The following is a 14,300-nucleotide window of genomic DNA, read 5'->3' on the forward strand; positions in this document are numbered from 1 at the left end:
GAATAAAATGAGAAGAACTATAAAAATGAGAAATTCAATTTTAATATTAGCCATTGCCGCTTTGCTTGGATCTTGTGGTAAAACAACCGATACCGATAAACTAAAAGCAAAGCTTGAAAGAATAGAGAAAGATATTCAATCAAAAACCATTGAAGCTGCTGAGTTGAAAGAACAGATCAGAGAACTTGATCCTGAATTCTCTAAAGCAAAAGACCAATCCGTTTTAGTAAATGCTGAAGCAATTAATAAATCAGACTTCAGACATAAAATTCAAGTTCAAGGAGAGGTAGCATCAAGAAAAAACATCACTTTGGCTGCAGAAACTATGGGAAGTGTAGAGCAAATTAATGTTACTCCTGGCGATATGGTGAAACGTAATCAGTTGTTAGTTAAAATAGATGCATCTACTACCTTAAATAGAATTCAAGAGTTGAAAACAGCTTTAGATTTAGCCAAAACCATTTTCAACAAGCAAAAGAATTTATGGGAGCAAGAAATTGGTACAGAAGTTCAATATCTGGAAGCTAAAAATAGAAAAGAAACGCTTGAGAGACAGCTAGCAACTGCTCAATCTCAATTGGATATGGCTTATGTAAGAGCTCCATTTAACGGTAGAATAAATGATGTAAATATCAATATTGGTGAATTAGTGCAGCCAGGACTTCCGATTATAAGTATGGTAAGCCAAGAGGAAATGTATTTAAAAGCTGCAGTTTCAGAAGAATATATCAATGATTTCGATAAAGGGGACTCAGTAGAAGTTTACTTGCCTTCTATTAAAAAATCATTTTCAACAGTAGTCAGCTCAGTTAGCTATGTGATAAATCCAGCAAACAGAACTTTCCAATTAGAAGTGAAAGTAAATGAATTCATAGATAGATTAAAACCTAATCAATTTGCTAGACTTACTTTGGTGGATTATGAAAATGAAAGTGCTATTGTGGTACCTTCTGATGTAGTTCAGCAAGATAATATTGGAGATTTTGTATTCATCATTGAATCAAAAGATAATCACAAAAAAGCAAAGAAGGTAAGAATTGAAAGAGGTAAAACTTATAACGGAAATACTGAAATTTTAAAAGGTATTAATGAAGGTGATGTAGTTATTACAGACGGATACAGAGAAGCAGTGAATGGCATTGATGTCCGTTTAGCAAAATAATTAAATCACTCGAAAAGATATATTTATGAGCGATATAGATAAAAAGAAAGTAGAAAAGGAGTTTGGTTTAACCACTCTCTCTGTAAATAACCGAACTACAGTTTATGTGCTTGCATTTCTGATAGTAGCTTTAGGAATATTCTCTTATATAAATTTACCTAAAGAAAACTTCCCGGAAATATCACAGCCTACCATATATGTAGGGACACCACATCCTGGTAACTCACCAGCTGATATGGAAAAGCTGATTACAAGACCATTAGAGAAAGAGATTAATACAATATCTTCGGTTGATAATATTAAATCGACTTCAGTTCAGGATTACTCTACTATAATTGTCGAGTTTACAACTGAAACTAATGTAGAGGACGCACTTCAAGAGGTAAAAGATGCAGTTGATCAAGCGAAGTCAGAACTTCCATCGGATTTAATGGATGATCCCAATGTATTCGAATTGAATGTATCGGAGTTTCCTATCATGAATATTAACCTTTCCGGAAATTACAGCTTAGAAACTCTTAATTCTTATGCTGAATATTTGGAAGAAGAGATGGAGAAATTCCCTGAAATGTCGAAGGCTGAAATTAGGGGTGTGGATGAAAAAGAAGTAAGAATTTTAGTGGACCCATTAGCCATGGAGGCCAGAAAAATTAGTTTTGCTGACATTGAAAATGCTATTCAGGCTGAGAATATGACCATGTCTGGTGGTAATATTAAAACTGGAAAAGTCAGAAGAACGGTTGCAATTTCAGGAGAATATAAAAATCCTCAACAGCTTGAAAACCTTATTATTAAAAATGAAAATGCTAATATCGTTTATCTAAAAGATATAGCTGAGATTGAATTTGATTATAAGGAAAAACAAAGCTACGCAAGATTAAATAATGAAGCGGTAGTGATGGTTGATGCTGTTAAGAGAAGTGGTGAAAACTTGCTTATTCTTACTGATAAAATCTATGAGGTTGTTGAAAAAGCTAAGAAGGATATTTTTCCAGAAGAATTAGTTGTTACCATTACAAATGATCAATCTCAGCAAACTAGGGATCAGGTAAGCAGTTTGGAGAACAATATTATTTCAGGTGTTATTCTGGTAGTAATAGTATTGTTATTCTTCCTAGGGACAAGGAATGCACTATTTGTAGGTATTGCGATTCCGATGTCTATGTTCATGGCATTTATGATTTTAGGTGCGCTGGGGATAACGATTAACATGATAGTATTATTCTCGCTAATCATGGCTCTGGGAATGTTGGTGGACAATGGTATAGTGGTTGTTGAAAATGTATATCGATTAATGGAGGAAGGTTATAACCCTATCAAAGCCACCAAAATTGGTGTTGGAGAAGTAGCCTTACCGATTATATCTTCAACAGCAACTACTTTAGCTGCATTCTTACCTTTGGCATTCTGGCCAGGAATCATTGGTGAGTTTATGAAATACTTACCAATTACCTTAATTATCACTTTAGGTTCATCTTTATTCGTGGCGCTAGTGATTAACCCTGTTTTCATTGCTTCATTCATGAGAATTGATGACGGTGGTAAGCTTAATTATAAAAGAGTTTGGAGAATTGCTTTAATTTCATTTGCAATTGGAGCAGTTTTTATACTACTAAAAGTATACGCTATAGGTAACTTGGCTATTTTGTTCGGAGCTTTAGGCTTGATTAATACTTACATTTTAACGCCATTATCAAGAAGATTCCAGAAAGGCTTTCTACCGGCTTTAGAATTCTTGTACACGAGAACATTAAAATTTGCTATCAGAGGAAGAAATCCTTATTATTTCTTATTAGGAACTATCGTGGCTTTAGTTGGGTCAGTTATATTATTAGCGAATTTTACACCTAACATTTTATTTTTTCCAGAAAATGAACCTAAATATGTGAATGTATTCATCGAATTTCCTGTAGGTACAGATGTCGAGTATACTAACGAATTCTCTACCAAAATCGAACAGGAAGTTAAAGAGGTTATTCAGCCTTATACTAACATCGTGGAATCAGTAGTAGCCAATGTTGGAAGAGGTGCAAGTGATCCTGGAGACCCAACTGCTATGGGTCAGTCGGATACTCCAAATAAAGCTCGCATTACGGTAAACTTTGTAGAATTTAAATATCGCGATGGTGTTTCAACTACAGAAGTAATGAATAAAATACGTGATGCAGTTTCTGATAAATATGCAGGAGTTTCAATTACAGTTGATAAAGATCAGGCAGGTCCGCCTACAGGTAAGCCTCTAAACATAGAGATTTCAGGAGAGAATTATGCAAAATTAGCTGAAATCACAGAGGATTTGACTGTATTCATCAATAATCAAAATATTGGAGGTATTGAAGATCTAAAGAATGATTTAGAGACAGGTAAACCTGAATTAACTGTTAATATTGATAGAGAAAGTGCTAGAAGATTTGGTTTAAGTACTTATACAATTGCAAACGAAATCAGAACCGGCCTTTTTGGTAAGGAAATCTCTAAGTATAAAGAAGGGGAAGATGATTATGAAATCCAATTAAGATACGATGATGAGTATCGTTATGATGTGGATGCCATGATCAACAAGAAGATCACTTATAGAGATCAATCTTCTGGTCGAATCAACCAAGTACCAATTAGTGCAGTTGCTGACGTAGAATACACTAGTACTTATGGGTCTATCAATCGTAAGGATTTAGATAGGGTAGTGACGGTTTATTCTAACATATTGGATGGATATAATGCTACTAATGTTAATAATCAGCTAAAAGCTGCAATGAAAGATTTTGATGTGCCAGCTGGGTATGAAATCAAGTTTACGGGAGAGCAGCAAGAGCAAGCAGAGGAATTAGAATTCTTAAGTATTGCTTTATTACTAGCCGTATTTTTAATTTTCTTAATCATAGTGGCTCAGTTTAATAAGCTAACGGCTCCTTTTATTATTATGAGTTCTGTAATTTTCAGTACCATAGGGGTGTTCTTAGGCTTAGTAATATTCCAGCTTGATTTCGTGATTGTGATGACGATGATTGGTATTATATCACTAGCTGGTATTGTAGTGAATAATGCCATAGTATTAATTGACTTTATTGAAATAAGTAAGGCAAATCAAAAGCTGAATCTTAAAGAAGATGAAACAATGACTTACCAAATGGTTAAAGATGCCGTTATGTTAGCAGGTAAAACTCGTCTAAGACCAGTATTATTAACGGCAATCACTACTATTTTAGGTCTTATACCGCTAGCCATTGGTTTCAACTTTGATTTCATTCAGTTATTTACGAGCTATAATCCAGATTTCTATTTGGGTGGTGATTCTGTAATGTTCTGGGAGCCAATTTGTTGGACTATCATATTTGGTTTAACATTTGCAACCTTCTTAACATTAGTTATCGTTCCGGTTATGTACCTGATTGCAAATCAGTTAAATGCTAAATTTGGAATAGGTAGGTAAGTTGGAAGATGGGAGTTGGAAGTCAGATATTGCTTACTTCTCCCATCTTCTAACTTCTAACATCAAACGTTTATTCATGTATAAAATCATCCTCATACCATTAGTAGCCTTAGTTTTTATCTTGATCGACCTATACGTCTTTCAAGCCGTAAAAATTGCGGTTCAAAGCTTTTCTCCAATAGGGAAGAATATTGCTTTTGGTATTTATTGGGGGTTCACAGCCATTACCTTATCAGGTTTTTTTCTTTATCATTTTACCAATCCTGATTTATTCTCAAGAATAGCACGCCAATTCATGTTGGTGGTCGTTTTTATGAATTATATCTCGAAAACAGTTGCGCTACTCATATTATTGATAGGAGATGTTGTAAGGTTTGGACAATGGAGTTTTTATAAAATTTCGGATTTTATTAATAGTTCCAATGAAAGCGTAGAAGGAGAGAAAATTAGCCGGTCAGAGTTTTTTGCCAAAAGTGCATTGGTTGCAGGTAGTTTACCTTTGGCAGCTATGACATTTGGAATTATCTCAGGCGCTCATGATTACCGAATCCGTAGAAAATCTATTGTGATACCTGGTCTGCCAAAAGCCTGGCATGGTGTGAAAGTTGCCCAACTATCTGATATTCATAGTGGAAGTTTTTGGAATAAAATTGCAGTAGAAGGTGGGGTAGATATGCTTTTAGCAGAAAAGCCTGATATTGTATTTTTTACGGGTGACCTAGTCAATAATGAAGCGGATGAAGTAAAAAATTATGTCCCCATCTTTTCTAAATTAAAAGCGGATTTAGGCGTATATTCTACTTTAGGAAATCATGATTATGGGGATTATAAAAGCTGGAGTAGTGAAAGAGCAAAAGCCCAAAATTTAGCAAATCTTAAAGAAGCTCATGGGATAATGGGTTGGGATTTATTAACTAATGAGAATAGAATTTTAAAAGTTGATAAGGAACCACTTGCTATTTTAGGAGTTGAGAATTGGGGAGCAGGAAGATTTGCTAAATACGGTGATATAGCGAAAGCGCATCAAGGTACAGAGGGCTTGCCCGCAAAAATTCTATTATCACATGACCCTAGTCATTGGGACGCTCAAATTAGAAAAGACTATTCAGACATTGATTTAATGTTAGCGGGGCATACTCATGGTTTCCAGTTTGGTGTTGAGATTCCTGGTTTTAAATGGAGTCCATCCCAATATGTTTATAAGCAATGGGCAGGATTATACGAGCAAGACAATCAAAAACTCTACGTTAACAGAGGCTATGGCTATTTAGGCTATCCTGGACGAATTGGTATCCCACCAGAGATTACTATTCTGGAGTTAAGGAGTGCTTAATCATAGGAAAGTTGTTACTGTAAGATTATATATTAAGTACTGATTTCTAAAACTTTATATACTCTAAATTTTCTTCTTCAATCTATTTTTCTTCTAATAATTAATAACTATCATTGCCGTTTGAAATTAATTACAAATGAAGATAACTTTACTTACTCTATTACTGTCAACCTTTACCTTATTTAATCATGTTCAAGCGCAAATCACTGAATGGCAATCCATTTCTAATTTCCCCGGAACGGCTAGAGGTAGTGTGTCATCCTTTGTGATAGGAGATACTGCTTATGTTGGCTTGGGTCATGCCAATGGAACTTATTACGATGATTTCTATAAATATGATGTTGAAAATGATGTTTGGACTCCAATAAATGATTTCCCTGGAGCTGCCCGTTCATCTGCTGTAGCATTTGTATCAAATGGAAAAGCTTATGTAGGTACTGGATATGATGCTGATAACAGCTTTGCTGATTTTTATGAGTATGATCCTGCCACAAGTAATTGGCAAAGTATAGCTAGTATTCCAACCGAAAGAAGCAGTGCTTCAAGTTTTGTGATAAATAACATTGGATATGTTGGATTAGGTAGTGGAGCAAGCGAACAGTTAAGTAATTTTTACAAATATGATTCCACTTTAGATCAGTGGGACCCAATTGCTGGAATTGGTACAGATAACAAAAGAATGAACGCCATTGGGTTCTCGTCAAATGGTAAAGGCTTTATAACGTCTGGAAATGATGGATCCTTCACTTTTTCAGATTTAAGATCTTACGATCCTAATAGTGATACTTGGAATGAAGAAATATTTGCAACTTATAATTTGAGTAGCTTATCGAAAAATTCAGTTTACCAAGATGAAAACGGTTTTGTACATATTTTAAAAACCGGTGGTGAAGAGGTAATTATAGATCTTTCTGATAATTCAACAACCTCAGAAGCTTCATATTTTACAGATGAAAGAAGTAGTCCAATCGTTCTGAAAATAAATGATGAGATTATTTCAGGTTTAGGCTATACTGGATTTGTATTTGATATTGAATATCAAGGAACTTTTCAAAAGCTGGTTACAATTGAACCACCAATTGCACCTTCTTTAAATGATAATTATTCATGGGGTAAAAATACTACAGATGGTGAGTATACTTATATTAGTTGGACTAATAATGAGTCAGGTAATTTTGATGGTAATATTATATACCTTTCAAATGGTGATAATACTAATTATAGACCAATTGATACAGTTTGGTACAGTCAAACTTATTTTTATATCCCAAATTCTGAGGTTGATATCAATACTAAACATTATGTAAAAGTAGCGGCATACAAAGGAGTACAAGCAGTTTCATCAAATGAAATTAGCTTTTATCCTGTTTTTAGAGAAGGACAAATCAACACTCCTGTTTAGCTGTTAATCCTTATTTGGATGCTGAAATCAGTATTTATCCAAATCCGGCTAATGAATTCGTGAATTTCAGCTTAGGAGAAAATATAATTTCAAAGCAAATTCAGGTTCTAAATGTTAATGGTAAGTTTGTGAAAACTGTAAAGTCTAATGATAGGGTTGACCTTTCTAATCTTCCACCTGGTTTATACTTTGTAAGATTTAGGACCAATCATGGCGAAACAACTAAAAAGCTGATAAAGAGATAGGTGTTTTATAAAACAATTCAAAATCATGAATAGGTAAAATGTTCATACATTCTTTATTTATATAATTATTTATATTAGCTAAACGCATTGAACCATTAAAATAAACTATCAATCTATTGAAATTCATTTATTATTTAGTGATTACTATTTTATTCTATTCATGTAGTAATAAATCCAATTCGAAAACTGTAGTTCAGTCTGAATCTCAGCAACATTCTGTTGAAGAGTATTTTGGTCCTAACATACCACCAGAGTTTGTACGTTTAAAAGCTATAATTTTAGAAAATCCCCAAGAACAAAATAAAAATATTACCGGAGTAAAAATTAAAATTAAAGTAGTCGAAATATTCGGCTACGGATCTTCTTTTGGTAAGCCTATCATGATAAATGACACAATATTTTCTTCTTTAAATTTTGGAGAAGATAGCATTGAAAAAAATGCCATTAGTTCCCTTAAAAAAGGAACTTCCATTATCGTTGAAATGCAAGGAAATCCTATTATTCAAAATGACTATTCAATTTATAAACTAATAATAACCAAATGAGAATATTTACAAAACTATCAATGTTTGTTTTTTTATTTGGGATGATCACTGTGTTTGTAGCAGATGCTCAAAGCCCTATTAAAAATGATGAACAACCTACTAGAGTAAATTATAAAAGGCTTACCACGGATCCTAATAGCGAATTTTATAATAAAAATATTAAGAGGGTCAAAGATAATGTAGTGGAAAGATACAATTTCAACTTTAGTAGATTGAAAGACCCGGCTACAGGAAAGATTCCAAATAATATTCGGGCTCTTGAATTGGAATATGTTTTATCTCCTAGTAGTAGACTTCAGAAAAGTGATGAAGAGCTTAAAAGAATGCAAAGTGATGTCAATATTCAAACGGCAAATGGTGATATCATAAGTGCATGGGTCAATAGAGGTCCTTATAATGTTGGAGGACGAACCCGAGCTTTGGCGATAGATTTGAATGATGAAAATATTATTCTGGCGGGTGGAGTTTCAGGGGGTATGTGGAGATCAACTGATCAGGGTACTACATGGACCAGAGTTTCTACAGCCGATCAACATCCAACTGTAACAGATGTAGAGCAAGACCCTCGGTTGGGCTTTAGAGATACTTGGTATTATAGTTCAGGAGAAAGAATAGGTGCCAGTCAAAGTGCTCGGAATGGAGCTGCTTTTTTACAAGGAAATGGAGTTTATAAATCTACTGATAATGGATTAAGTTGGTCGGTGCTTTCAGCAACTGCCAACAGTACTCCGCAGTCTTTTGATAACGCTTTTGATTTGATTTTTAATGTAGAAGTGAATCCAGTAAATGGTGACCTTTATGTTGCTACCTCTCAGGGAATCTACCGCTCCACTGATGGCGGAACATCATTCACTGAAGTATTACCAGCTGAATTCGATAATTTCTCCGACATCCATATTACTAGTTCAGGGGTCATTTATGCTGCTTTAGATAGTGATGGAGGTAATGGTACCAATGGTGGAGTATATAGAACTACGGATGGAGCTATAGGAACTTGGACAAATATTACAGCTACAGATTTTCCTGCTGCATATGGCAGAACTGTGTTATATACTGCACCTTCTAATGAAGATATTTTATATGTATTAGCAGCAAATACTTCCACCGCGCCAGTGGGTCATGACTTTTGGAAGTACACTTACATTTCAGGTGATGGAACAGATACTGGAGGAAGCTGGGATGATAGATCTGCAAATTTACCTAATATAGGTGGTCCTGTGGGTAGTTATAATTCTCAAGGTGGATATGATATGTATGTAAGAGTTCACCCAACTGATCCAAATCGGGTATTTATTGGGGGAACTAATATTTATAGATCAGATGATGGCTTCGCTACAGCATCTGGTGAATGGGTAGCGGGTTATTCCACAAACAATGATGTGAGCTTATATACAAATCATCACCCTGATCAGCATAGTTTTGAATTTTTTCCATCTGATCCTGATAAAGTAATAACTGGACATGATGGTGGTATTAGTATTACAAATAATATTTTGGGAGATAATGGTACCATAGAACCTGTAGATTGGATATGGATGAATAATGGATATTTAACTACTCAGGTATATGCCCTTTCTATAGGTCCAGGAGATCAACTAATGGCTGGATTTCAAGATAATAGTACTTGGTTCACAAATAATACTAATCCAACAGATAGCTGGGTTGATGTCTTTAGTGGTGACGGTTCGTATAACGCCTTCAATAATGATGGAACAGTTCGTTATGTGTCTTCACAAAGAGGAAATGTTTACAGAGTTACTTATTCGGATGCTAATACTGCTGTAGCAACTTCATTTCAGTCAATCTCTCCAGCTACTGGTTTATTTGTAGCTCCATTTGAGTTAGATCCTAACAATGATCAGATCATGTACTATGCGGCCGCTAATTACCTATGGAGAAATGATGATTTGACAAATGCCACTGCGTCCATTGGTTGGACACAATTAACCAATGCGGCTGCTATCAATAATGTTTCCATAATGGGAATATCAACAGAGCCTGCAAACATTGTTTATTTTGGTACTACTTCTGGCGAAATATACAGAATAGATAATGCCAACACGGGAAACCCTACTGCTGTTGATATCTACTCTTCGGCCGATTTACCCTCCGCAAATGTTTCTAGTATAGATGTTAATCCGTACAATGCAGATGATGTGGTCGTAACTTTTTCAAACTATAACGTAAAAAGTATCTTCCAAACATTAGATGGTGGTTCAACTTGGTCGAACATAAGCGGTAATCTTGAAGAAAATGCTGATGGTACAGGAAATGGTCCTTCGGTCCGGTGGGCTACTCGTGTGGGGAATAGCGATAGATATTTCGTAGGTACTTCCACTGGTTTATATTCAACTACCACATTAGATGGTACTTCAACTGTTTGGACTCAGGAGAATTTAGGCGGAATTAATAATGCCATCGTAGAGCAAATAAGGGTAAGAAATTCGGATGGTCTTGTAGTAGCAGGAACGCATGGCAACGGTCTGTACTCTGCTACATTTGAAGTTAGTGAGCCAGATGTGATCTTGCAAAATCCGATAGCTGATATTGTGTTAGATGCTAATTCGGCAGATGAAATTATTGATATCAGCACTGTTTTTGCATCAAATACTGATCCTATTCAAAGTATTACAGTAAGCGTTGACAGTAATGATAATACAGATTTACTGTCTGCTAGTATATCTGGAGATGATTTAACTTTATCTCTTCTTGCTGATCAATTCGGAGATGCGTTAATTACCTTAAAAGGGACTGACGAAAATGGTGAATTTGCTTACTCTTCTTTCACAGTAACAGTAATTCCGCCACCAATTACAAGTTTTCCTTACACCTATGACTTTGAAACTACATTGCCAGCAGGATGGAATACTAGTGGAACGATGTCTTGGGTATTTGGAAATGGAGAAACTCCATCATCAGGTACTGGTCCACAAGTTGATAATACTCTTGGTACTAGTTCCGGAACCTATTTATTTAGTGAATCTTCTAGTCCAATAATTCAAGGTGATGAAGCAATTCTTACAACAAGAAAAATAGATGTTTCTGCATTGTCAAGTCCTAGGTTGCAGTTTTTCTACCATATGCATGGAAATGCTATGGGAACATTAAAAGTTGAAGTAGAAGATCTAACGAATGCATCTACAACTGAGATTTTTAGTATTTCTGGTCAGCAACAAATGAATCAAAATGATCCTTTTCTGCCTCCTTCTGGGGTGGGTCTAGATTTATCTTCTTTCACTGGCTCAGTGATAGAAGTGAAGTTCATAGCAGTAAGAGGCAGCAGCTTTACGAGTGATATTGCAATTGATGATATTAGTATTGATGAACAACCATCAAGAGATGTGGGGATAGTTGATATCGAAATTTCAAATGATCCTTTCTTCGGCAGTGATGAAGCCGTTACTGTAGCAGTGGTCAATAACGGATCAGATACGCAATCTAGTTTTGATGTATCTTATGTTTTCAATGGAGAGACTCCAGTAACAGAGAGCTTTACCTCAAGCATTGCTTCGGGAGATACGCTTTATTATAGCTTTTCAACTACTCTTGATTTATCGGAGGCTATTGATTTCTCAATTCAAGCCTACACTTCATTATCAGGTGATTTGATTGCAGATAATGACACTACATTAGAAAATTTTAGAAAAGCAGAGCTAATCACTAGCTTACCATATTCAGAAAGTTTTGAAAACGGAGCAGCTGAATGGTATTCGCAGGGAGCAATAAATAGCTGGGAACTAGGTGCTCCTGACAATACAATTATTGAATCAGCAAGCGATGGTGAAACTGCATGGGTTACTAATTTGACAGGAACTTATTTAAATAATGAGGAGTCATATGTTTATTCTCCATATTTTGATTTATCATCCTTAACAAATCCAGCGATTCAGTTTGATTTAATTGCAGCATCAGAGAGTAATTACGATGGAACTATTTTAGAATATACGCTGGATAGAGGCACTACATGGAATAAGTTAGGTGATTTTGGAGATCCTGATAATTGGTATAATGAAGCAACAGTGAGTGCCCACAACAATACTGCTGCATGGGACAACAATAATTCAGGCTGGGTAACTGCTAGCAGACTAATGTCTGAGGTTATGGGTGAATCAGAAGTAGGATTTCGGTTTAAATTTGCTACTGATGGTTCAGTAACTCGAGAGGGCTTTGCTTTCGATGATTTGAGAATCCTAGACTTAGTTCCTCCCCAAAGTTTAACTGCTTCAGATATTTCCGATTCGGGCTTCCTTCTTACTTGGAACTCTGCGGATCTGGTAGATGAATATATTCTTGAAGTGTCAAACGATAATTTTGTTTCAAACTTAGCAAATTACGATGAGATTACCATTTCTGGTAATAGCTTTCAAGTGATAGGGTTAACTAGAACCACTACCTATCAAGTAAGATTAAAATCTAAACTTACTGATAATTATGTTTCTGAGACTGTTGAATTAAGTGGAGGGGTTACAACTTTGTTGGGAACGCCAATCGCGACCTCAGCTACCAATATTACAACCAATAGTTTTACAGCAAATTGGGATGTTTTTTCAGGTGCTGTATCTTATAATCTTGAAGTCTCAGAAGATGACTTTGCAACTAATCTAGCCAGTTATGATCAAGTAAGTGTAACTAGCACCTCTTTTGATATTACTGGTTTAGAAGCTAGTACTGTGTATAAATATAGATTAACTGCTGATTTAGGAGCACAAGAAACTGGGGTATCAAATGTTATTTTGGTTACCACAGAAAGTTTAGCTCCAGAAAGTCCATCTAACTTAACTTTAACTGAAGATAATGGCGATGTTCAATTGAATTGGACAGATAATTCCGATGATGAAGATGAGTTTATAATTGAAAGAAAGGTTGGAGATGAATCTGATTTTTCATTATTAGAGACCTTATCAACTGATGCCACCACCTTCACCGATGAAGATGTGGCTATTAATGTAACACATAGCTATCGAATATATGCTAAAAATGTCTTTGGTAATTCAGAATATTCTAATGTTGAGCAAATTGTAGTCATACCTGCTGTTCCTGAAGCTCCAGATAATTTAATCGCAACCTTAGAGTCAAATCATATACTATTAACTTGGAGTGATAACTCTGATAACGAAACAAGCTTTGTAATTAGAAGAAAGTTAATGGGAGATACAGATTTTATTTCGGTAGATACTTTGGCAGCCGATGTGAACTCATACGAAGATATCGAAATTGAAAACAATACTACTTATTACTACCATGTAATAGCTATCAATATTACTTCAGTATCCGATTTATCTAATGAAATTACTATTTTAACAAAAGCTGAAGTTCCGACCGCAATTCAAGGTCAGAATATTTCTTCAACATCTTTTGTTGCTTCTTGGAATGATGTTGGAGAAAATGTTAGTTATGAATTGGAAGTATCTAGTGATAATTTTCAGAATCTTTTGGATAACTATGCCAGTATTCAGTTTGATGAAAACAATATAACAGTGAATGGACTAGACCCTGCTACTAATTATCAGTACAGAGTTAGATCGTATAATGATGCTGGATTATCTGATTACTCAAACACAATTGTTGTTACCACTTTAGATGTTTTGCCAGCTGCACCGTCTGATCTAACTGCAGAGTATTCGAATAATCAAATTGTTTTAGATTGGATAGATAATGCAGATAATGAAGATGAATATGTAATTGAACGAAAATTAGGTCAAAATGAATTTGAAGTTATTGCAACTTTAGATGCAAATCAAACTACTTATTCTGATGAGCTTATATCTGAAGGAGAGGATATTTCTTATAAAGTTATGGCTGTTAATTCTATAGGAAGTTCGGAATATTCTAATGTGGCTTTAGTGCCATTTGAAGTTACTTCTAATACTGCTGCAGAACTTATGAGAAGTTTTAAGATATTCCCTAATCCTTCAAAAGGAAATTTTGAGTTAGCTTTAAGTTCTGAATATCGCATAAAAAATATTAAAGTGATAGACTTATCAGGCAGATTGATAGTGTCAAAAGATTACGGAATTAATAATCAGAATAGCATAGACAAAAAAGAACACTATACTTTAGATATAACTGATCAAAGACCAGGAATTTATTTATTATATGTAGAAACAGCGAGTAATGACTTAATAATTAAAAAGATTATTAAGAATTAAAGTAAAATGAGACACATAAACAAAAAAGCCTCTG

7 protein-coding genes are annotated in these 14,300 nt (G+C 34.9%); all 7 read left to right on the top strand.

The window, feature by feature from the left end; genetic code table 11:
- Window positions 1-7: 7 nt before the first annotated feature.
- The 7 genes from QYS48_RS14440 to QYS48_RS14465 all read left to right on the top strand — a co-directional run bounded on the left by QYS48_RS14440 (window position 8) and on the right by QYS48_RS14465 (window position 14,266).
- On the top strand, window positions 8-1,162 hold the full coding sequence (locus QYS48_RS14440; RefSeq protein ID WP_308356538.1) for an efflux RND transporter periplasmic adaptor subunit: 1,155 nt from the start codon (window positions 8-10) through the stop codon (window positions 1,160-1,162).
- A 25-nt stretch (window positions 1,163-1,187) separates the two neighbouring features.
- Window positions 1,188-4,592 (top strand): efflux RND transporter permease subunit, encoded by a 3,405-nt coding sequence (locus tag QYS48_RS14445; protein WP_308356539.1) that lies wholly within the window; start codon window positions 1,188-1,190, stop codon window positions 4,590-4,592.
- A 76-nt stretch (window positions 4,593-4,668) separates the two neighbouring features.
- The gene (locus QYS48_RS14450) at window positions 4,669-5,925 is read left to right on the top strand and encodes a metallophosphoesterase (RefSeq protein WP_308356540.1); all 1,257 of its coding nucleotides are present in this window, start codon (window positions 4,669-4,671) and stop codon (window positions 5,923-5,925) included.
- Window positions 5,926-6,061: 136 nt separating this feature from the next.
- Window positions 6,062-7,327 carry a kelch repeat-containing protein gene (locus QYS48_RS14455; RefSeq protein ID WP_308356541.1) on the top strand — a complete coding sequence of 422 codons (1,266 nt, stop codon included), beginning with the start codon at window positions 6,062-6,064 and terminating at the stop codon, window positions 7,325-7,327.
- A gap of 14 nt (window positions 7,328-7,341) precedes the next feature.
- On the top strand, window positions 7,342-7,572 hold the full coding sequence (locus tag QYS48_RS17110) for a T9SS type A sorting domain-containing protein (RefSeq protein ID WP_369592735.1): 231 nt from the start codon (window positions 7,342-7,344) through the stop codon (window positions 7,570-7,572).
- A gap of 116 nt (window positions 7,573-7,688) precedes the next feature.
- Entirely contained in the window at window positions 7,689-8,117 is a 429-nt protein-coding gene (locus QYS48_RS14460; RefSeq protein ID WP_308356542.1) for a hypothetical protein, read from the top strand.
- Window positions 8,114-14,266, top strand: a complete 6,153-nt coding sequence (locus tag QYS48_RS14465; RefSeq protein ID WP_308356543.1) for a fibronectin type III domain-containing protein — start codon at window positions 8,114-8,116, stop codon at window positions 14,264-14,266. The genes QYS48_RS14460 and QYS48_RS14465 overlap by 4 nt, the downstream gene beginning before the upstream one ends.
- Window positions 14,267-14,300 lie beyond the last annotated feature (34 nt).

It is taken from the genome of Marivirga arenosa (genome assembly GCF_030503895.2).
In the GTDB taxonomy this organism is placed as follows: domain Bacteria; phylum Bacteroidota; class Bacteroidia; order Cytophagales; family Cyclobacteriaceae; genus Marivirga; species Marivirga arenosa.

What these genes read in the sequence shown, in the direction of transcription:
- QYS48_RS14445 (WP_308356539.1), top strand. Translation starts at nt 1,188, where the DNA reads ATGAGCGATATAGATAAAAAGAAAGTAGAAAAGGAGTTTGGTTTAACC.
- QYS48_RS14465 (WP_308356543.1), top strand. Translation starts at nt 8,114, where the DNA reads ATGAGAATATTTACAAAACTATCAATGTTTGTTTTTTTATTTGGGATG.
- QYS48_RS14450 (WP_308356540.1), top strand. Translation starts at nt 4,669, where the DNA reads ATGTATAAAATCATCCTCATACCATTAGTAGCCTTAGTTTTTATCTTG.
- QYS48_RS14440 (WP_308356538.1), top strand. Translation starts at nt 8, where the DNA reads ATGAGAAGAACTATAAAAATGAGAAATTCAATTTTAATATTAGCCATT.
- QYS48_RS14455 (WP_308356541.1), top strand. Translation starts at nt 6,062, where the DNA reads ATGAAGATAACTTTACTTACTCTATTACTGTCAACCTTTACCTTATTT.